Annotated in this window: 17 protein-coding genes and 1 pseudogene; 8 read left to right on the top strand and 10 right to left on the bottom strand. The window is 63.5% G+C overall.

Annotated features, from left to right (window positions below; translation table 11 throughout):
• Positions 1 to 362: 362 nt before the first annotated feature.
• A complete protein-coding gene (locus ACP2YP_RS07925) occupies positions 363 to 1,751 on the top strand; it encodes a hypothetical protein (RefSeq protein WP_426423468.1) in 1,389 nt (462 codons plus the stop codon).
• A 190-nt stretch (positions 1,752 to 1,941) separates the two neighbouring features.
• Here ACP2YP_RS07925 and ACP2YP_RS07920 read toward each other — a convergent pair whose 3' ends face one another.
• The 5 genes from ACP2YP_RS07920 to ACP2YP_RS07900 all read right to left on the bottom strand — a co-directional run bounded on the left by ACP2YP_RS07920 (position 1,942) and on the right by ACP2YP_RS07900 (position 8,080).
• Positions 1,942 to 2,313, bottom strand: coding sequence for a hypothetical protein (locus ACP2YP_RS07920; RefSeq protein WP_426423467.1), 372 nt, complete (start codon positions 2,311 to 2,313; stop codon positions 1,942 to 1,944).
• An 812-nt stretch (positions 2,314 to 3,125) separates the two neighbouring features.
• Positions 3,126 to 4,898 (bottom strand): adenylate/guanylate cyclase domain-containing protein, encoded by a 1,773-nt coding sequence (locus ACP2YP_RS07915; RefSeq protein ID WP_426423466.1) that lies wholly within the window; start codon positions 4,896 to 4,898, stop codon positions 3,126 to 3,128.
• A 167-nt stretch (positions 4,899 to 5,065) separates the two neighbouring features.
• Entirely contained in the window at positions 5,066 to 5,854 is a 789-nt protein-coding gene (locus tag ACP2YP_RS07910) for a helix-turn-helix transcriptional regulator (RefSeq protein WP_426423465.1), read from the bottom strand.
• A 239-nt stretch (positions 5,855 to 6,093) separates the two neighbouring features.
• Positions 6,094 to 7,299 (bottom strand): LLM class flavin-dependent oxidoreductase, encoded by a 1,206-nt coding sequence (locus ACP2YP_RS07905; RefSeq protein ID WP_426423464.1) that lies wholly within the window; start codon positions 7,297 to 7,299, stop codon positions 6,094 to 6,096.
• A gap of 97 nt (positions 7,300 to 7,396) precedes the next feature.
• Positions 7,397 to 8,080, bottom strand: coding sequence for an acyltransferase family protein (locus tag ACP2YP_RS07900; protein ID WP_426423463.1), 684 nt, complete (start codon positions 8,078 to 8,080; stop codon positions 7,397 to 7,399).
• A 666-nt stretch (positions 8,081 to 8,746) separates the two neighbouring features.
• Between ACP2YP_RS07900 and ACP2YP_RS07895 the strand changes: the two genes are divergently transcribed.
• From ACP2YP_RS07895 to ACP2YP_RS07875, 5 genes are all read left to right on the top strand, one after another.
• Entirely contained in the window at positions 8,747 to 9,862 is a 1,116-nt protein-coding gene (locus tag ACP2YP_RS07895) for an ATP-dependent DNA helicase (protein ID WP_426423462.1), read from the top strand.
• Positions 9,863 to 10,341: 479 nt separating this feature from the next.
• Positions 10,342 to 11,043, top strand: coding sequence for a peptide-methionine (S)-S-oxide reductase MsrA (gene msrA, locus ACP2YP_RS07890; RefSeq protein ID WP_426423460.1), 702 nt, complete (start codon positions 10,342 to 10,344; stop codon positions 11,041 to 11,043).
• Positions 11,044 to 11,073: 30 nt separating this feature from the next.
• Positions 11,074 to 11,493 carry a peptide-methionine (R)-S-oxide reductase MsrB gene (gene msrB, locus ACP2YP_RS07885; protein ID WP_426423459.1) on the top strand — a complete coding sequence of 140 codons (420 nt, stop codon included), beginning with the start codon at positions 11,074 to 11,076 and terminating at the stop codon, positions 11,491 to 11,493.
• A gap of 106 nt (positions 11,494 to 11,599) precedes the next feature.
• On the top strand, positions 11,600 to 11,764 hold the full coding sequence (locus tag ACP2YP_RS07880) for a DUF3309 family protein (RefSeq protein WP_187436663.1): 165 nt from the start codon (positions 11,600 to 11,602) through the stop codon (positions 11,762 to 11,764).
• Positions 11,765 to 11,977: 213 nt separating this feature from the next.
• Complete coding sequence (locus ACP2YP_RS07875) at positions 11,978 to 12,274, top strand: hypothetical protein (protein WP_426423458.1); 297 nt, start codon at positions 11,978 to 11,980, stop codon at positions 12,272 to 12,274.
• A 117-nt stretch (positions 12,275 to 12,391) separates the two neighbouring features.
• Here ACP2YP_RS07875 and ACP2YP_RS07870 read toward each other — a convergent pair.
• The 3 genes and pseudogenes from ACP2YP_RS07870 to ACP2YP_RS07860 all read right to left on the bottom strand — a co-directional run bounded on the left by ACP2YP_RS07870 (position 12,392) and on the right by ACP2YP_RS07860 (position 14,128).
• Positions 12,392 to 13,029 (bottom strand): annotated as a pseudogene (locus ACP2YP_RS07870) (glutathione S-transferase family protein).
• A 69-nt stretch (positions 13,030 to 13,098) separates the two neighbouring features.
• A complete protein-coding gene (locus ACP2YP_RS07865; protein WP_426423456.1) occupies positions 13,099 to 13,641 on the bottom strand; it encodes a DUF4112 domain-containing protein in 543 nt (180 codons plus the stop codon).
• 61 nt (positions 13,642 to 13,702) lie between these two features.
• Positions 13,703 to 14,128, bottom strand: coding sequence for a DUF5413 family protein (locus ACP2YP_RS07860; RefSeq protein WP_426423455.1), 426 nt, complete (start codon positions 14,126 to 14,128; stop codon positions 13,703 to 13,705).
• Between the two features lie 144 nt (positions 14,129 to 14,272).
• On the opposite strand from ACP2YP_RS07860, the gene ACP2YP_RS07855 reads away from it, so the two are divergent.
• Entirely contained in the window at positions 14,273 to 14,518 is a 246-nt protein-coding gene (locus ACP2YP_RS07855; protein ID WP_426423454.1) for a hypothetical protein, read from the top strand.
• A 263-nt stretch (positions 14,519 to 14,781) separates the two neighbouring features.
• Positions 14,782 to 15,072: a hypothetical protein gene (locus tag ACP2YP_RS07850; protein ID WP_426423452.1), complete on the top strand. Its 291-nt coding sequence runs from the start codon at positions 14,782 to 14,784 to the stop codon at positions 15,070 to 15,072.
• 132 nt (positions 15,073 to 15,204) lie between these two features.
• Here the strand turns inward: ACP2YP_RS07850 and ACP2YP_RS07845 are convergent, their stop codons facing one another.
• Together ACP2YP_RS07845 and ACP2YP_RS07840 are read right to left on the bottom strand one after the other, a co-directional pair.
• A complete protein-coding gene (locus tag ACP2YP_RS07845) occupies positions 15,205 to 16,791 on the bottom strand; it encodes a hypothetical protein (protein ID WP_426423451.1) in 1,587 nt (528 codons plus the stop codon).
• A 37-nt stretch (positions 16,792 to 16,828) separates the two neighbouring features.
• Positions 16,829 to 18,121, bottom strand: a complete 1,293-nt coding sequence (locus ACP2YP_RS07840; RefSeq protein WP_426423450.1) for an adenylosuccinate synthase — start codon at positions 18,119 to 18,121, stop codon at positions 16,829 to 16,831.
• Positions 18,122 to 18,469 lie beyond the last annotated feature (348 nt).

The following is an 18,469-nucleotide window of genomic DNA, read 5'->3' as shown; positions in this document are numbered from 1 at the left end:
TCCAAACTCATGCACAGCAGCAATTCCGCGTCCTATTCGACCGATCTCATCGGCGCTCGCAAGCAATGACTGTTCGACCGGCACCCAGGACGCATTCCCGCAGCACACGACATCGTTGAAGGCGCCTTGAGAAATCGTGCATCGCAGCAAAAAAACATCAGTAGAAGCGGACCAGACTTTCGACCCTCCAACCGCCTGTCGAAACGGAAGAATAGTGGAGCGCCGTTCGAATTCTCCTTCGGACTTCTCTTCCGCCCGATCGCCCAGAGCGTGTGCTGTTGCGTATTTATCGTCATCGGTAGTATCGTCCGTTCGGGTTCGGGGCACGCACTGACAACTAAATTCCTTATGGGAGGATTAGCATGTCTAGAAATCTGCGGGCCTATCTCTATGCCTCTGCGGCAGCCGGGCTATGGTCGGTTGCGTCTACGAGCTCGTTCGCCGCGCCATGCAGCGGTCCGGGGGCGCCGACCACCACACAGACGAAATGTCTGACAGCGATCCAGATCCCGGGAATGCCGCTGCAGTCGTTCGACATCAGCTGGGTCAATCCGAAGCGCGCCGAAATGTATTTCGCGGATCGCTCCAATGCCGGGGTCGAGGTCATCGATACCCAGAACCTGAAGTGGAAGCGGGTGCTCCCCGGCTTCAAAGGGGCTGTCCACAATCCCAGTGGCACCGTCAACAACAGCATTTCGGGACCGGACGGCGTCGTGAGCCGCGGCCGCTGGCTGTACGCGGGCGACGGCGACAGCACCCTCAAGGTGTTTGATCTCGATGGGGCTTCGACGGCCGTGGCCAGCATTTCGACCGGCGGGACCACGCGGGTGGACGAGATGGCCCTCACATCGAATGGCAAGCTGTTGCTCGTGGCCAATAACGCCGAGGATCCACCCTTCGCGACGCTATTCGCGGCAAACGGAAACGCCGCCAAGAACCACGTCGGCATCATCGCCCGGATCATTGTTGATCAGACGATCATCCCCTCGGGCGCCGGGCTGTCGCTCGAGCAGCCGAGCTGGGACCCGACGACGAAGCGCTTCTTCAACTCGATACCGATCATCGCCAACAACCCGACCGGATGCAATTACGGGCAGCTTTCCGGGCCGATCACCTGCCACGGTGGCGTCCTCGTGATCGATCCGAAAACCGTGACTGGGCCAACCACGCAACTCGGTGCATTCAATCCGGCAACCAACACTGGCGTCATCCCGCTCAATGGCTGCTCGCCGAACGGCTCCACGGTCGGTCCGGACGCCAACATCCTGCTCGGCTGCACGCCGCAGAACAATCCGAACGACGTGATCCAACTGGTCATCAACGCGGTCAGCAAGAAGCAGACCCCCATCGCCGACATCACCGGGTCCGACGAGGTATGGTTCAACTGGGGCGACGACCGCTACTACACGGGGTCAAGCCGGAACTGCAAGGCGTTCCCGCCCCCCGGGGGCAACTGCGCCACCGCGAGCCAGCAGCAGGCCGTGCTCGGCGTGATCGACGCCAAATCCAACCAGCTGATCGAAACCATCCCGCAAAGCTCCAACTCGCATTCGGTGGCGGCCGATTCCAAGCGCAACCTGATCTTCGTTCCGCAGGTTGCACCGGCTTCGGTCGTCATCGGCGGCGACACGACCGCTGTAGGAGCAGGCCTTTGCGGCCAGGCCACCAACGGATGCGTCGCTGTCTTCCAGCATAAGATCGAGGGGAAGGATGACGACGACGACCGCGACGACGACGATGCGATAGACTAAGCCAAGACCCCGACGCGATGGAACGATTCAGCCCGTCGCGACCAGGGAGCTCAGCGACTCCAAAAGTTGACGAATGCATCACGACGAGAGGCCGGGCAAACCCCGGCCTCTTTCAGCAGTCCGGGAGTGCCTTGCTGCGGCTTAGATCCGCGACTGCGCCGCCACGCTGGCAGGCCGCCAATCCGCGCGGTCAGTCGGTGCGCCGGACGTGTTTCGCCGGATGGGTAGGCGGCGCAAAGACAGGCGCCGGCACCGCGTTTCTCGATCCCGCGCCCAGCACGACCACCTCGAGCCCTTCGCCGCGAGTCTCGATAAAATAGTTGTATCCATCGAGCACACGCGCCACGACGCGGCGCAGCGGGCCCTCGAACGTCGCGGTCACGCTGTCGCCTCCCGCGGAACTGCGGTAGCGGAGCGCGAAGCGCTCACTCAACGCCGCCAGGATCTCGTCAACGGTTGCATTGTGCGCCTCGACGCGCACGTCGCCTGCCTGTCCTTGCACGCGGACCTCGGCACGGAGGGAATTGGCCGGAAGCGCTGCGAAGATCACCCCGGCGATCATCGCAACGGGCTTGAGGCTTCGCGTTGGCCGGATTCCCCTCATCGAAAAACCCTAGCACCGGCCGTTTTGGTGTCAACGCGGGAAGAAAAGGAATCGTTCGCGGGGCGACGGGCGCGTCCTGCCGCTATGCAAGTTCCACTTCCGAGTTGGGTCAATCGCGTCGGCTTGGTCCTTCCACGATGACTCCCGGTCAACCCCGGGAAGCGGACAACTTCAGCGCTGGTTGCAAGGTCTCATTCGGGCCACAAGGCGACATCGCATCCGGCGAACTAACAGAGACCACCCACTGAGCGGCCTCTAATCAACCGTTAACTGCGCACTGTCTACTTCTTGCCATGTTCCTCCGCGTGAGATTTGGCAGCTTCATCGGAGTGATGTCTGGCGTGAAGCGCGTGCCCCCTTGCGGTATGTGCATGATGTGCCGCTTTCTCGTGGTGTCCGGCCTCATGGTGTTTGGCTGCTTCACCGTGGTGATGCGCGGCATGCGTATGATGCTCAGACGATTGTCTGTGATGCTCGGCTGCTTTCTTGGACATAGCGGTGTTTCCTCTTTTTGGTTATCCGGGAAACCAAAGAACGCTACGCAAGCCAAAGCGTTCCTCTGTGACATCCACGGTCCTTCCCCCTATGCTGGTTCTTGGAAGAGAGGCCGCCTCTGCATCATATGACCGCTTCTGGGTGGACGACAGCCAAACGCCAGCTTCGCTCCTGAAAGCGGACATCAATAGATCTCGTCGCGATGATCGAGATGGGCCAATTGGCGACGTCAGCCATGCGTTGGGTTGATCGCATGCTTGCGGGGGAAAACCTATCTAGTCGAGGTCCCAAACATCTGACAGCATCCTGGCCACGCGCCGTCCATGAGACTTTTCGATCTCTTGCTGCGTAAGTTGCGGCCGCAGACGCCTCGCTGACATCAGAGCGCTTCGGGCGAGTTCGGTCCGCGCCAGCGCGGCCTGAGCCGCGGCTTCAAGGATCGGCGGCAGGAAAAGGCGGGGATCTCGTCGTGCGGCGATGCGAGCCTCTTCGAGCGCCTCATCCGGTCGGCCGGAACGCAGCAGAAAAGCGCCCAGCGCCCAGCCCCAAAATCCCAACCGCCTGTCGCGGGGACTAAGCCTAATCCCGTGGCGCATACGTGCAACTCCAGCGTCAAGATCGCCCATCATCGCGACCGCTGCGCCGAGAGCTACCTCGGCCTGGGCATTGCTTGGATCTATCTCCACAGCCTGCCTCAGGATTTCCACCCCCCGCTCTGCATGCCCAAGATCGGCGAGCGCACAGCCGGCATAGCCCAAGACTTCGGAACTACCTGTATCGGCAGCAATCGCCATTTCGGCCGCCGTTAGCGCCTCTTGGGTTCGCTCCGCTGAATGTTCGACCAGCCCCGTGTTTTGCGCCAGCGCCGATAGAAGGGCCAGTTGCCCGCGCGCAAGCGCGAAGTTGCCATCGAGTTCGAGCGCCCGTCGGAGAAAGTTTTGTGCCTCCGTAACAGCCAGCTCGTTCCACCCCTTGCCTCCGAGCGCGCCTGCGGCCTGATGGTAGCAGCCCCAGGCATCGACATTCTCCGGACGCTGACGCTGGATGACGGTGACCTGTGCCTGGGTGAGCGCAGGCTCAAGTTCGATCATTATTCCGCGTGCAATGTCGTCCTGTAGTTCCAGCGTTTCGGCTCGGGTGGCCTCGAACTTCCCGGACCAGAGAATGCGGCCGGTTGCGGCTTCGGCAAGTTGGGTCGAAACGCGAACTTGGTCGCCAGCACCTCGAACGCTTCCGTCCAGCACGTAGCGAACCCCCAGTTGTTGGGCGACGATTGAAGCTGGCGTTTCATGATCTTGAAAAGCAAAAGACGATGCCCGAGAGATCAAGAAAAAGCCGGGTACCCGTGCGAGCAGCGCGATAACGTCTTCCGCCAACCCTTCGGCGAGAAATTCGAGCTTGCGATCTTCTGACAGAACCTTGAACGGCCGAACGGCGATCGACGGCCCCTCGGCGGCGGAACCGGTCTGCGGGTGCCGGGAACGGTCTATTGCATCGACAGCGTTTGCATCGTCACCCGGTCCGAACACGACCTGAAATGCACGGACAGGGCGCGCGATGTTCTTTAGCGACAGTCCACCGAGGTCGCGGAACTCTGCATTTACGCGATTCAACACGGCATCATGGGCAGCGGCGGAAATGACGATGCCACCCGGCTCGGCTAGTCCTTCAAGTCGGGCGGCAACATTTACGCCGTCGCCAAAGATATCGTCGTCTTCGATGATGATGTCGCCGATATTGATCCCAATCCGAAACTCAAGACGCTTATCCTGCGGCACAGAGATGTTGTGCTTCTTCATGCCCAGTTGAAGCTCAACAGCGCAACGCGAGGCGTCAACGACACTTGCGAACTCAACCAAAAGCCCATCGCCGGTGGCCTTGACGATACGGCCCCGATGCGCGGCAATCTTGGGATCAAGAATGTCCCGCCGGTGGGCCCGGAGCGCGGCAAGCGTGCCTTCCTCGTCCGCACCCATCAGGCGGCTGTAGCCCGCAACATCGGCAGCGAGGATGGCAGCCAGCCGTCGTTCGACGCGCGCCTCGGTCACAGAGATCGTCCTGATCCAGTGTGGCTTCAGGCAAAGTCTAGGCTCGGGAATAGCGGGTGTCTATCGGGCAGACCATGTCCGAGTTGGGTCACAAGGCGACGGTCCCGGTGGCCGGCCCCGTGTCCGCTTTGCTCTCGGAAGCAGAGATCGCGGACTTAGCGTATCCCTCAGTTCAGGCGGCCAGGCCCGGCGAGCAAGCCCAGCACGATCAAAAACAGCTCGTTCTGCGCGGAAATACCGAGCCGCTCATAGGCGCGCTTGCGGTAGGTCAGGGTCGAGTGCAGGCTGATGCCGAGCGCTTGCGAGATCGCCTCGGAGCTGAGACCGAGCAGGATGTGGCGGCAGACTTCCTGCTCGCGCGGCGTCAGCGTGGAGAGTGGCGCGCGCGTCGCGAACAGCGCGGCGAGGTTCTGGTCGGGCGTTGCGGTGCCGGCCTGCTGGAAATGACGCGCGACGCTGGCGCCAATCGCCGGCGCGATCGCCTGCAGCCGCGCGCGCTCGGAATCGCTGAAGCGGCCCTGCGCCGTGATGCGGTAGAAATTGACATAGAAGCAGGTGTCGCCAGTCCAGATCGCGGTCGCACATTTGTCGACAATGTTGGAGTCGCTGAAGAAGATTTTCCGGTAGCGCGCGCCATACATGCGCGGGGCGAACGACGGCAGCACGATCGGCGCGCTGCCCTCGCCTTCGAACAGCGCATCGCGATTGGGATCGGATTCGTGGAACTGCCCGGCATAGGCGGCGCCGAGATCGCCGCCGGTCGGGATGTTGCCGGCGTCGAGCAGACAGCTCGCCGCGCCGGCGCGCGTCAGTGCAAACACCATGCAATGGCCGACGCCGGCCTGCCGTCTCAGCGTGTCGATGAGAATCTTCGGGAAGTCCGGACGACCAATGGCGAGCACCGCGGGCGTGACGTCGCCAGAAGCTGGATGTGAGGCCATCGTGTGGGGCCGCATGGGGATCCTCCGCTAAAGTTCTTTTGGCGGAAGATAGCAGCAAGGGGATTTGGCTGGAAGTCGGCGTCGCCGGCTTGCGCCGCTTCTGGGTCCCGGCTCTGCGCCGCATCGCTACGCGCTGCAGCGCGTCCGGGACACGAGAGTGACCGCCGCGATAAACGGTCTCGTGCCCCGGACGCAGCGCAGCGCTTCTTAGGCGGTGCGCTGCTGAGCCGGGGCCCATGCCAGATGCGGGATCCCTACCCCGCAGCCGCCTTCGCCGGCGCGACGTTGATGGCGAGCTTGCCGTAGCGGTCGGTAAAGGCCTCGGTGTCGATCTCTTCAAGCTTGATCTCGCCGCTCATCACGCCCTGCTTCCAGGCCGCCTGCGCCGGGTCGTTCTGGAACTCGGGCATCACCTCGCGACCGAACAGCTCGAGCGATTCACAGATGTGCTCGTGGCTGTTCTTGCCGGCCTGGTTGAGCAGGATGACCTGGTCGATATGCGACGACTGGAAGCGCCTGAGCTTCTTGCGGATCGTCTCCGGCGATCCGATCAGGCCGCCGCGCAGCGCCGCCTCCTGCGCTTCCGGATTGTCGCGCTTCCACTTGTTGTACTCGTCCCACATGTTGACGGTGTAGGGCGCGGGACGCTGGCGGTTCTGCGCAGCACCGTAGAAGCGCAGCGCGAACTGGAAGAAGGTGGCGCCGTCGGCGCGCGCACGGGCCTCTTCATCCGTCCTGGCGCACATGAAGAACGACACCAGCGCCATGTTCGGATTGATCTCGTAATCGGCGAGCTTGTGAAGCCGCTTGGTCGTGGCGTTGTAATAGGCGTGCACCCAGGCATGCGCTGCATCGGCGCTGACGAACTGGAAGCCGAGCGCGCCAAAGCCGTGGCGGCCGGCGCGCTCGATGGTCGGCAGTTGCGAGCACGCCATCCACAGCGGCGGATGCGGCTTCTGCACCGGCTTGGGCACGACATTGCGCAACGGAATGTCAAAGTACTTGCCGTGATGCTCGGAGCCCGCATCCCTGAACATCGGGAAGATCGCGGCGACGGCCTCTTCGAACACCTCCTTCTTGGTTTCCATGTCGCGGCCGAACGGCGTCAGCTCGGTGATGGACGCGCTCTCGCCCATGCCGAATTCGCAGCGACCGTTGGAAAGCAGATCGAGCACCGCGACGCGCTCGGCCACGCGCGCCGGATGATTGGTGGTGAGCTGGAGAATGCCGTGACCGAGGCGAATGTTCTTCGTGCGCTGGCTCGCGGCCGCAAGGAACGACTCAGGCGAGGGTGAGTGCGAATATTCCTCGAGGAAATGATGCTCGACGACCCAGGCGTGGTCGTAGCCGAGCTTGTCGGCGAGCTCCATTTGCGAGAGTGCATTCTGGTAAAGCCTGAGCTCGTCGCCGGCCACCCAGGGCCGCGGCAGTTGCAGCTCATAGAAGATGCCGAACTTCATGACGACGTCTCTCCCAAGTTTTCTTGCAAGTTTTCTTGCAAGTTTTCTTGCCCGCTTATTTTTGTTGCGGGCATCTTAATGCGTGGGGCGGCGCTGTCTACGCGGTCGCAATTCCGCCATGCGGGAGAACGCGCTTTTCGGCGCGGCGGCCATTCAGGACCGCACCGATGAAGGTGAAGCGCACGAAGAGATGATAGCTCGCCAGCATCGGCGGAATCGCGACGATGAGAATGATGGTGAACTTGATCAGCGCGGGCCAGTCGCGTTGCGACAGCGCGACCTGCAGCGCCATCACGATCGGCATGTGGATCAGATAGAGCCAGTAGGACGCATCGGCGAGATAGCGCCAGGTCGGGCTGAAGCCCGACATGAAGCGGAGCGCGAGGCCGATGACCGCGAAGGTCGCAATCCAGATTGCCGGCGCATAGAGGATCGCGGAGACAAGCCTGAGTGTGGCGAAACTGACCGGCAATTTCGGTGCACCCGGCGCGGACAACATCACACCGGAGAGCACGAAGCTGATCAGGATCAGGACGATCGCGAGCAGGAGGTGAGGAAGCCAGCGTCGCTCGATGAGCCGCAGCAGATCGATCTGCCGATGCAGCAGCCAGCCGATGCCGAACGCGGTGCCGAAGCCGATCCAGGCCTGCGCGTTGGTGATGAGTGATTGATCCGGCGTCCTCACACCCATCACATTGATCCAGCGCTGGTCGAGACAGAAAGCGATGCCGAGACCGTGGAGCCGTTCAGATGCGGACGTGGCGGAAGGCCGATGAGACATGGACAGCCTCGACTTGCTAGAGAACGACTTCACCCCGCAATTTGCCTGATCATGGCAGGACTCTCTCACCCGATCCAAAAAATCGACTAGCCGATTTCTCGGCGAGGTTGGCTGATTTCAGCCTTCTCGGCCGGCTCAGCGCCTCGCGCCGAAATTCGGTCGGGGTCACGCCGGTCTCGGCCTTCACGCCTTCTAGTCTCTCCGGTCTCCATTCGAGAGCTCAACTCTCGCATCGCCTTCGCGCGTACACAATCTAAACTTGCACTTGCGGTCATGGCGGCGCTCTGTCGTCGCACCGGACAGTTTGATCCGGAAAGGCATTGCCCTCCATCTACCCGACATGCGCGGCGCAATAGGATGTCTGCGCCGCTCGAACTCAGGGCTATCGGATATGAATTCTTGGCGGGGCCTGAGCGAGCGCCTCGTCCTTCGAGACGACCGCTTCCAGCGGTCTCCTCAGGATGAGGCTGACCGGCCTCTTTACTTGCCGGAATTGCTGCCGCGCACTCCGTCCTCATCCTGAGGGCCCGCCAAAGGCGGGCGTCTCGAAGGATGGGCCGCAGAGAACAGGCTTAAATGCGATGGCCCTGCGCTTGAACCATCTAGGCGAATGGTTAGTTTTGGGGGATGGCGAATCGCCTCGTTTCGCCCCTCCTCAAGACAGATATGGCCACATTCACCCCGCATCAGGATGCCGCGCTCAAAGCCGTCGGCGACTGGCTCAAAGCAAAACCCGGACGCAACGGCACGCCGCCGGTTTTCCGCCTGTTCGGCTTTGCCGGCACCGGCAAGACCACGCTGGCGCGGCACATCGCCGACGGCGTCGACGGCGAGGTGAAGTTTGCCGCCTTCACCGGCAAGGCGGCGCTGGTGATGCGCAACAAGGGTTGCGACGACGCCTCCACCATTCACTCGCTTATCTATCGCGCCCGTGAATCCGGCGAGGAGCAGCCGAGCTTTGAATTGTGGGACGACGCGCCGGCCTCCAAGGCCAAGCTGATCGTGATCGACGAATGCTCGATGGTCGACGCCGAATTGGGCCGCGACCTGATGTCGTTCGACTGCCCGCTGCTGGTGCTCGGCGATCCCGCACAGCTGCCGCCGATCCAGGGCGGCGGCTTCTTCACCAACACCGAGCCCGATGCGATGCTCACCGAAGTGCACCGCCAGGCCCAGGACGATCCGATCGTGCGGATGTCGATGGACGTGCGCGAGGGGCGCGAGCTCGACATCGGCCGCTACGGCGAGAGCGAGGTGGTGTCGCGGAAAGAGCTCGACCCTGATCGCGTCATGGGCGCCGACCAGGTCCTGGTCGGCCGCAACAACACCCGACGCGCGTACAACATGCGGGTGCGGCAGCGCCAGAACATCGAAGACACCTTTCCGGTCGCCGGCGACAAGCTGGTCTGCCTGCGCAACAACCGCAAGAAGGGCCTGTTCAACGGCGGTCTGTGGCGCGTCAAGTCGCGCAACACCTCGCGCTCGAAGTCGCGCATCCTCAGCATGCGGCTGTCGCCGGACGAGGATTTTGGGCACAAGGTCACAAAAGTCTCGGTGCGCGCCGATTGCTTCGAGGGCGGCATCGAGCAGATCGCCTGGGAGCAGCGCAAGCCCTATGACGAGTTCGATTACGGCTACGTGCTGACCGTGCACAAATCGCAGGGCTCGCAATGGGACGACGTCGTGCTGTTCGACGAGAGTTTTGCGTTTCAGGAGAGCCGCGCCAGGTGGCTGTATACGGGGATCACGCGCGCGGCGAAGCGGTTGAGCATTGTTGTTTAGAACTCCGCTCCCGTAGGGTGGGCAAAAGGCGCAAAGCGCCGTGCCCACCATCTCTCCACACACGTAATGAACATGGTGGGCACGCTTCCGCCTTCGCTCTTCGAGCTACGGCGGACAAGTCGCTTTGCCCACCCTACGGCACCGCGAATGAGGCGCCGCCGTCGCATCCCACGGGCAGCCCTCACTTCCCCGCCACGAAATAAAAATCCTCGCAGGGGGACGACGCGCAGCATGTTGTCAGATCAGCTCCAGCCACCACATTTTTAAGTCGATCAGCGATCGCGCCGGTTCATCTAGCCCGGCGTTCCCTACGCCGCCAAGCCGGGCGACGGGTTGCGGCTTTTTTTCACGGACTCGTGTCTGTCCCCCGTAACAATCGCCCCCTCCGCCCGTATCTCCTTTGTCTGAAAACGCCGGGAAGGCTGTTCGCCCGCCTTCAATCGCCCTAAACTGTCAGGCCTTCCGAAAGAGGATCCGCCATGCGCCGCTCCGTCCTGTCCCTGCTCGCCGCCACCACCGCCTTGACGCTGGCCTTTGCCGCACCGACCCGGGCCGCGGAAGACGCCGTCGTGATCCCCGCCCCCGCAGTCGACGCAGCACCCGCGAATGGCATCCAGACTGCGGTGATCGCCGGCGGCTGCTTCTGGGGCGTGCAGGGCGTGTTCCAGCACACGGCCGGCGTCGTCAACGCCGTCTCCGGCTATGCCGGCGGCAGCAAGGCAACCGCCGACTACCAGACCGTCTCGACCGGCCGCACCGGCCACGCCGAGTCGGTCGAGATCAAGTTCGACCCGAAGAAGATCTCTTATGGCAAGATCCTCCAGATCTACTTCTCGGTGGCGCACGATCCGACCCAGCTCAACCGCCAGGGACCGGACAGCGGCACGCAATATCGCTCGGCGATCTTCACCACCTCCGACGAGCAGAAGAAGGTCGCGGAGGCCTATATCGCCCAGCTCGACGGCGCCAAGGTATTCAGCAGGCCGATCGTGACCAAGGTCGGCGCGCTCGAGGCGTTCTACCCGGCCGAGGCCTATCACCAGGACTATCTGACGCTGCACCCGAGTCAGCCCTACATCGCCTATAACGACATCCCGAAGGTCGAGAACCTGAAAAAACTGTTCGCGGCTAACTACATTGAGAAGCCGACGCTGGTGAGCGCCAGCAAGGCCACCAACTGATCGCGAGATCATTGAAACAACGGGAGATCCATGCCCGACACCAAGACGAAAACCACAGACGACAAGGTCATCAAGAGCGAAGAGCAGTGGCGCAGCGAATTGTCGCCGATGCAGTACGCGGTGCTGCGCGAGAAGGCGACCGAGCGTCCCTTCTCCGGCGAATATGAGCACGACCATCGCGCCGGCACCTATGTCTGCGCCGGCTGCGGCAATTTGCTGTTCGAGTCCGACGCCAAGTTCGATTCCGGCTGCGGCTGGCCGAGCTTCACCGCGCCTGCGGTCGAGAGCCATATCGACGAAGAGCGGGATATGACGCACGGCATGGTCCGCACCGAGGTGCTCTGCTCAAAGTGCAGCGGCCATCTCGGCCATGTCTTCCCCGACGGACCGGGGCCGACCGGGCTTCGCTACTGCATCAATTCGGCGGCGCTGAAGCTGGAGCCGAAATAAGGTTGCGCGCCGTCGGGTTCCCCGATGGAACCCGGCGGCGCGATGTGCTTTTCTTTTCTGGCGGTGTGGCCGATGAGCTAGTCCGGCGGCCGCCAGGGAGGACGCCATGTCACTCGGGACCATCCTGATCATCCTGGTGATCATCTATCTGTTGGGCGGCTGGTCCGGCCGGATCGGCGGCTATGGCTACGGCATGGGCCATTCCGGCATGGGGATCGGCGGCGTCGTCCTGGTGGTGCTGCTCGTCCTGCTGCTTCTTGGCAAGCTGTAAACCATATAACATATTGTAATTACTTAGTTTTCAGAAGTTGCGGGCCTGCCATGCGTGGATTCATCATCTCCCATCGCAGGGGTCGCAATTTTGTCAAATCGGCTTATATTAGGGGGCGAAAATGACATGTGCGGCGGCCCACATGATTGTGGCCTCCGCTGTCCCAAACCCCACGCGCTTAAAGCCCCAGAGAAGATCACGAGGTCTTTGACCATGCGTCCACTGCGTCCGTTCAACTTCAACACTTCCGCCGAGCTCTTCCCCGCCGCGATCCGCAAGAAGAAGCGTGCCGGCTTCACCTATCGGCGGTTCGGCACCGCGGCCGAAGCCGTGCAGTTCGCAATGGAGCAGTTGCCGACGGATTCGTTGAACGGCGCCTATCTCCAGGTCGAGGAAGCACGCTTCGACCAGAACGGCATCCGCTCGCTCTATGAGAGCGAAGCTTTCCCGCTGCCGCGCCACCGCAAGCCCGAGCCGGCCGCCGCCGAGACCGACGCCGACGCGGCGTAGGTTTTCGCCAGCCTCCGATGTGCGCAGACAGCGCGATGGCCGACAGGCTGTCGCGCTTTTTGCGTTTCCAGGCCGTCGACTCGCAAGCGCGGAGCCACAGCCGGATTGAAGCGAGCACTACAATCCCGGTGATCTCGCCGCCCAAGCCTTGGTGGCCTGACAGCTTTCCATCGCGCGGGCGTAGGCAGGGCGTGCCGTCGTGCGGGCGAGATAGTCCCGCTCGGTAGGACCGGGGACGTAGTTGCCAGTTCGCAGGCCGAGCAGGAGGGCGTAGCTCACCGAGATATCGGCAGCAGTGAATCGGTCGCCAGCGAGATAGGGGCAATCCGCGAGGCGGCGGATAACCAACCCCAGCCGGCTCTCGAAGGTTTCGAGTGCCCAGCAGGTAACCCGGGCATCTCGCTCGGCTTCGGGCGCCAGTTCGCGACCGACAAAGACGGCGTTCATCGGCCCGGCGAGCCCGGCCTCGCCTAAGTGGAGAAATTGCAGATAGGAAGCGAAGGCGGGATCGTCCGGGGCGACGGCAAGCGAACCTGAGCCGTGGCGGGCGAGCAGGTACTCAAGAATCGCGATCGATTCGACCATGATCGTCTCGCCGTCCTGCAGTGCGGGAATGAAGCCGGCGGGGTTGATCGCGAGGAAATCGCGATCTCGACTGCCAGCAGATCGACCGGGCGCAGCCGATAAGCCAATCCTAATTCCTCGAGCAGCCAAACAACACGGAAGCCACGACCTTCGCCATAGACGGTGAGCATAGTTGAGCGTTCCTGGAGTGGGCACACCGAGCCTGACGCTCGATCGAATTCATCAAGATTCTTCGCACCTCAGATCCGCGGCTGCTTGTCGAGCCAGCGGCGCAAGAGGCGCACGTTGCGCATGTTGGCGCGGAACATGACGTCGAAGGCGTCGCCGGCGAACGGCACCATGCCGACCACGCCGTCGACCGCGACATTGCCGAGCATCCGCGCGGTGATGTACCAGGGCGCGCCCAAGGCACGCGCCTCGCGCACCAGCCACAGCGAAATCGCGGTGGTGATGATGTCGCCGATGACGGGGATCAGGCCGATCAGCCCGTCGATGCCATAGCGGATGTTGGTGCCGGGCAGGATGAAGGCGACGTCGAGCAACTTTGCGATCGCCTCGAGCCGCGCAACTCGCTGCTCGCGCGTCAGATTGGCGAACGGATGACCTTGGCCGAACTCAAAGCGAAACTCGCGAAACCCCTGCTCCAGGGTTTCAGGGCGGATCTCATGGCCGTCCTGGTCGATGATCGGCCCGCGCCCCTCGCGGCCCGAAAAATCGGCGCGCGATTGCGGCCCGGAGCGGGACTTGCGTGGCGCGAGAATGTCGTCGTCTTGCATGGTCATGGCCATTACGGAACGCACGAGCGCGAAGGAGGTTGCCGCGCCGCGTCCGAAGGTCGCGCGCTCAGCTCGCAGCCTGAGCCGGCTGCGGCTCCTCGACATAGTGATGCACGAACCAGGATGACAGCACCGCCGGCACGAAGCCGACCAGGCCGTACAGGATGAACTGTACCGCCCCCGAATCCGACCCGCGCGAGCTGTAGGTAAATGCGGCGAGGATGAAGGCGATCAGGCCGACCAGCAGCATCCGCAGCACCGGCCCGATCCGCCTGACATGCATCAGGATGTCATCCACCGCGCCGATCATCAGCGACGGCAGGAAGCCGAACAGATAGCTGTATTGCAGCGTCTTGAAGAAAACCACGAACAGCTTGCCGACCTCGCCCCAGTTGGTCTGCGTCCAGTAGCCGGACTGGTAGGTCGTCGTCAGCAGCAGCAGGAAGCCGCCCAAGAACGGACCAACCAGCGCAAACACCAGATAGCGTTTCATCCAGAACTCCTCAAACCCGAGGGCATTTATAGCAGCGCGGCGGGAACCTTGGATAGCGGGGCTGCGGGCTGTTTGGGGGAACAAGTGGCAAGGCGGCGGGTTCAGACTGGACCTGAGATTCACCTGTCAGATCTGGAGCCGCCAATGTCTCGTAAACTGTTGTCGCTGGCGACGATCACGCTGACGGCCCTCGGCGGCCTGGCGAACGCACCTGCCTTCGCGCAAGGCCATAAGGGCACGCCGCAGGAGCAGAACGCCTGCTCGCGCGATGCCTCGCGGCTGTGCCGCAAGGACCTCGGCAATGACGGTGCGGTACAAGGTTGCCTGCAGGCCAACCGCGCCAAGCTGTCGAAGTCATGCAGCAAGGTGTTCGAGAGCCACGGCATGTAACGGCATGTGAGGTGGGCTTCGCATTTTGCGTGACGGACGCGCAACAATTGCGAATTCCTTTGCGTCTCCCATTGAAGCTTCGCGACAATCGCGCATACTCGAATCGGGCGGCGCAGCACTTTTCGATTCGAACATCAAGCGATCGAGCGACCACATGCGGGATTGAGTTCCCGGCGTGAAGGCTGTGACATGCGGCAGATCAAGCCGCGTGCGGCGCCCCAAAACAAAGTGGTTCACCCACGGAACTCGGGGACGCATTCTTCATGACACGCACCATCGCTTCACTCTTCAAGACCACCGCTTCGCTGTTGGCCTTCGCCGCCACCGCCATCGTCATCCAGACATCACCCGGCCTCGCCTTCTCGTCCGAAGCGCAGCAGATGTGCTCGGGCGATGCGATGCGGTTGTGCTCCAGTGAAATCCCGGACATCCCGCGCATCAGGGCCTGCATGGTGCACAAAAAGGCACAGGTCAGCCCCGGCTGCCGCGCCGTGATGGACCGCGAGGCAGCAGCCGCCGCGGCATCGCGCAAGCGGGAAGCGGCCGCGCAATAGACCGCTGGACGTCATTCCGGGGCGACGCGCAGCGTCGAGCCCGGAATCCATTTCCCCGCATCGCGTGCTGCACGATGGATTCCGGGTTCGCGCTCTGCGCGCCCCGGAATGACGGAAGAGAACTCGGCTCGCCTAGTCGCCCCACTGCGCGAAGGCGTCGTTGAAGGTGCGCTCGCCGGGGGCGCCCTTCTCGATGGCGATGATGGCGCGGCGCTGGTTGGCATAGACCAGCGGCACGTCGAACCACGAGCGCTCCTTCAGGAGCTGGACGTTGCGGCTGCGGTCGGCGTCGACATTGGAGAGGCCGACCAGGAAGAAGCCGTCGGTGACCTTGACGGCGAGGCCCGCGAGCGGCGTGCCGCGCGCCTGCTCGTTCGACTTCATCAGGATGCCCGGCACGTTGGAGACGCTGCCGCCCGGAAAGTCCGGCGGCAGGATAAAGGTCAGCTCGGCCGTGTGGCTCGCCGGCAGCGACGAGTCGGTGTTGCGGCGGAACGACATCGTCATCTTGAACTTGCGGTCGGGGATCTCGATGTCGGCGCGCACGGCGATGTCGGCCTTCTGGTTGCCCGATGCCTTGATCGGCTCGAGCCGCCACACCACCGAGCCGACATATTGCTTGCCCTTGGGGTCGGACGGATCCTCGTCATAGAGCACGACCTTCTGCGCCACCGGCGCGGCCGGCTGGTCGCTGGGCTGGCCGACGCGATCCGGAATCTTCGGTTTGCTCTGCGGCTGCGAAGCATCCTTCGGCGCCTCCACCACCTGGGTCGGCGAGGGCTTGAACAAATTGGTCGCGGTCTGCACCAGCTGTTTGCCCCAGAGGATGCCGGCGCCAACCAGGATCAGCACGATGCCGATGGCGATCGCGCTCTTGAACGGGAAGATGGAGCCTGTGCGCTTGGGCTTCTTGGCATTGCGATCTGGCGCAATGCGCGGGCGCGACGATGGCGGCTGCGGCGCGTAGCGCTCGGCCTCCTCCATCGATTCGTCATAGGAATAGGGCGCGTCGGGTTCGGCGGCGCGGTTTTCCAGGCTCGGCTCGAGTCGGTCGAATTCCGGCGAGGGCGAGGGCACATTGGCGTAGGTGCGGCGCGCGGCGCGATTGGCCTGCGCGGCGGCACCGCCGAGATCGTTGACGTCGGCCGTGATGTCGCGGAAGCCGCGCACGCCCGGCGCCGGCGGCAATGGCGGCGGCGGTCCGCCCTCCTGCGGGCGCCGCGGAGGAGAGCGCCCGGCCGGCGGTTCCGGCGGAGCCGGCTGGCGCGGCGCATCGAAACGCGGGGCGCGCGGCGGACGCGGAGCGTCGTTCTGGTCGTCGCCGCCGAGCGGCGGGCGATCGTTGCGCGGCGGCGGTGCGGCGGGACGGGCCCGCGGCGGCGCGGCCGACTGAGGAGATGCGGGCGGGTCGTTGTCGGCCGCACGGACGCTGGCCCGGCGGAACGCATCGCCGCTGCCGCTCCCGCTGCGGGCGCCGCCAGCGGGGCGCGAGGCCTCGCGGGCCCGCTGGGCGGCTTCCGATTCGACCTTGCGGACGGCCTCTTCCAGCGACAGCCGTTCGCGGGTGATCTCGGATTCGGAGAGCGGCGGCTGCACGCTGCGGAGCTGCGCGATCAGGGCCGTGCGCGCCCGCTCATAGAGCGCGCGCCGGCTTTCGCCGGGAGCGTTGGGGTCCAGGGCGGAAATAGCGCGGGCGATCAGCGGATAGTAATCAGCCATTTCAACTCAACTATACGCACGTCCCGGTAAGAGATCGTTAAGCCTCAAACGGATTTTGCACCAGGATAGTATCCTCGCGTTCGGGGCTGGTGGAAAGCAGCGCCACCGGGCACCCCACCAATTCCTCGATCCGGCGGACATATTTGATGGCCTGGGCCGGCAGGTCGGCCCAGGACCGCGCGCCAGCGGTGGGCTCCTTCCAGCCCTCGATGGTCTCCCAGATCGGCTCGACCCGGGCCTGGGCGCCCTCGCCGGCCGGGAAATGATCAATCTCCTTGCCGTCGAGCCTATAGCCGACGCAGACCTCGATCGAATCGAAGCCGTCGAGAATGTCGAGCTTGGTCAGCGCCAGGCCGTTGATGCCGCAGGTCCGCACGGTCTGGCGGACCAGCACGGCATCGAACCAGCCACAGCGGCGCTTGCGCCCCGTGTTGACCCCGAACTCGCGGCCGCGACGGCCGATCTCCTCGCCGATCTCGTTCAGGAGCTCGGTCGGGAACGGCCCCTGACCGACGCGGGTCGTATAGGCCTTGCAGATGCCGAGCACGTAGCCGACCCCGTTCGGACCGATGCCCGTTCCGGTCGCGGCCTGCGCCGCCACCGTGTTGGACGAGGTCACGTAAGGATAGGTGCCGTGGTCGACGTCGAGCAGCGCGCCCTGCGCGCCTTCGAACAGGATGCGCTTGCCGGCACGCCGCTCGGTATCGAGCAGACGCCACACGGTCTCCGCATAAGGCAGCAGCTGCGGCGCCAGCGCGCTCAGCTCCTTCAGGATATCGTTGCCGTCGAACTCCGGCAGGTTGAGGCCGCGACGCAAGGCGTTGTGGTGCGCAAGGAGCCGGTCGATCTTGTGCGGCAGCGTGTCGAGATCGGCGAGGTCCATCAGACGGATCGCGCGACGGCCGACCTTGTCCTCATAGGCAGGTCCGATGCCGCGGCGCGTGGTGCCGATCGCCGTCGCCGAATTGGACGATTCGCGCAGCGCATCGAGCTCGCGGTGCAGCGGCAGGATCAGGGTCACGTTTTCCGCGACGCGCAGATTCTCCGGGCCGACCGCGACGCCCTGGCCGCGCAGCCTGGTGACCTCGTCGAGGAAGGCTTGCGGATCGAACACTACGCCGTTGCCGATGACCGCCAGTTTCGACGGGCGCAACACGCCCGAGGGCAACAGCGCGAGCTTGTAGGTCTCACCATTGATGACCAGCGTATGGCCGGCATTATGGCCGCCCTGGAAGCGTGCGACGATGTCCGCCTGCTCCGACAACCAGTCGACGATCTTGCCCTTTCCTTCGTCGCCCCACTGGGCGCCGACGACGACAACATTGGCCATTCGCGGGTAATCCTTCGAGGAATTCTCTCTGTAAGTGCATGATCCAAACGGAAAACCGGTATCCACTTTTCCGGGATCATGCCTGCGCCCAGCCCAATTCCCGGCCCAGGGCCGTTCGTATGCGAGGCAGCCAACCGGATAAAGGAAGCAGCCTCTCTAAGCAAGCAAGAACGGGGCTTTTTGAGGACCCAACGCCCGATCCAAGCCTTTGATATCCCCGGAAAATCCGGAAATCTTCCAAGGCGGTGCGCCGACCTCGACCAAAGCGCTAGCGGCCGCGTCGGCCGCTGCATGGTCGCGATGCGCTCGCCCCCGTTGATACAAGCTCGATTTCCGTGTCTTTGAACG

The sequence above is a fragment of the Bradyrhizobium genosp. A genome (assembly GCF_049949275.1).
Classification (GTDB): domain Bacteria; phylum Pseudomonadota; class Alphaproteobacteria; order Rhizobiales; family Xanthobacteraceae; genus Bradyrhizobium.
This window is presented reverse-complemented; position numbering and strand designations above follow the sequence as displayed.

What these genes read in the sequence shown, in the direction of transcription:
- ACP2YP_RS07925 (WP_426423468.1), top strand. Translation starts at nt 363, where the DNA reads ATGTCTAGAAATCTGCGGGCCTATCTCTATGCCTCTGCGGCAGCCGGG.
- ACP2YP_RS07920 (WP_426423467.1), bottom strand. Translation starts at nt 2,313, where the DNA reads ATGATCGCCGGGGTGATCTTCGCAGCGCTTCCGGCCAATTCCCTCCGT.
- ACP2YP_RS07910 (WP_426423465.1), bottom strand. Translation starts at nt 5,854, where the DNA reads ATGCGGCCCCACACGATGGCCTCACATCCAGCTTCTGGCGACGTCACG.
- ACP2YP_RS07905 (WP_426423464.1), bottom strand. Translation starts at nt 7,299, where the DNA reads ATGAAGTTCGGCATCTTCTATGAGCTGCAACTGCCGCGGCCCTGGGTG.
- ACP2YP_RS07900 (WP_426423463.1), bottom strand. Translation starts at nt 8,080, where the DNA reads ATGTCTCATCGGCCTTCCGCCACGTCCGCATCTGAACGGCTCCACGGT.
- ACP2YP_RS07895 (WP_426423462.1), top strand. Translation starts at nt 8,747, where the DNA reads ATGGCCACATTCACCCCGCATCAGGATGCCGCGCTCAAAGCCGTCGGC.
- msrA (WP_426423460.1), top strand. Translation starts at nt 10,342, where the DNA reads ATGCGCCGCTCCGTCCTGTCCCTGCTCGCCGCCACCACCGCCTTGACG.
- msrB (WP_426423459.1), top strand. Translation starts at nt 11,074, where the DNA reads ATGCCCGACACCAAGACGAAAACCACAGACGACAAGGTCATCAAGAGC.
- ACP2YP_RS07880 (WP_187436663.1), top strand. Translation starts at nt 11,600, where the DNA reads ATGTCACTCGGGACCATCCTGATCATCCTGGTGATCATCTATCTGTTG.
- ACP2YP_RS07875 (WP_426423458.1), top strand. Translation starts at nt 11,978, where the DNA reads ATGCGTCCACTGCGTCCGTTCAACTTCAACACTTCCGCCGAGCTCTTC.
- ACP2YP_RS07865 (WP_426423456.1), bottom strand. Translation starts at nt 13,641, where the DNA reads ATGACCATGCAAGACGACGACATTCTCGCGCCACGCAAGTCCCGCTCC.
- ACP2YP_RS07860 (WP_426423455.1), bottom strand. Translation starts at nt 14,128, where the DNA reads ATGAAACGCTATCTGGTGTTTGCGCTGGTTGGTCCGTTCTTGGGCGGC.
- ACP2YP_RS07855 (WP_426423454.1), top strand. Translation starts at nt 14,273, where the DNA reads ATGTCTCGTAAACTGTTGTCGCTGGCGACGATCACGCTGACGGCCCTC.
- ACP2YP_RS07850 (WP_426423452.1), top strand. Translation starts at nt 14,782, where the DNA reads ATGACACGCACCATCGCTTCACTCTTCAAGACCACCGCTTCGCTGTTG.
- ACP2YP_RS07845 (WP_426423451.1), bottom strand. Translation starts at nt 16,791, where the DNA reads ATGGCTGATTACTATCCGCTGATCGCCCGCGCTATTTCCGCCCTGGAC.
- ACP2YP_RS07840 (WP_426423450.1), bottom strand. Translation starts at nt 18,121, where the DNA reads ATGGCCAATGTTGTCGTCGTCGGCGCCCAGTGGGGCGACGAAGGAAAG.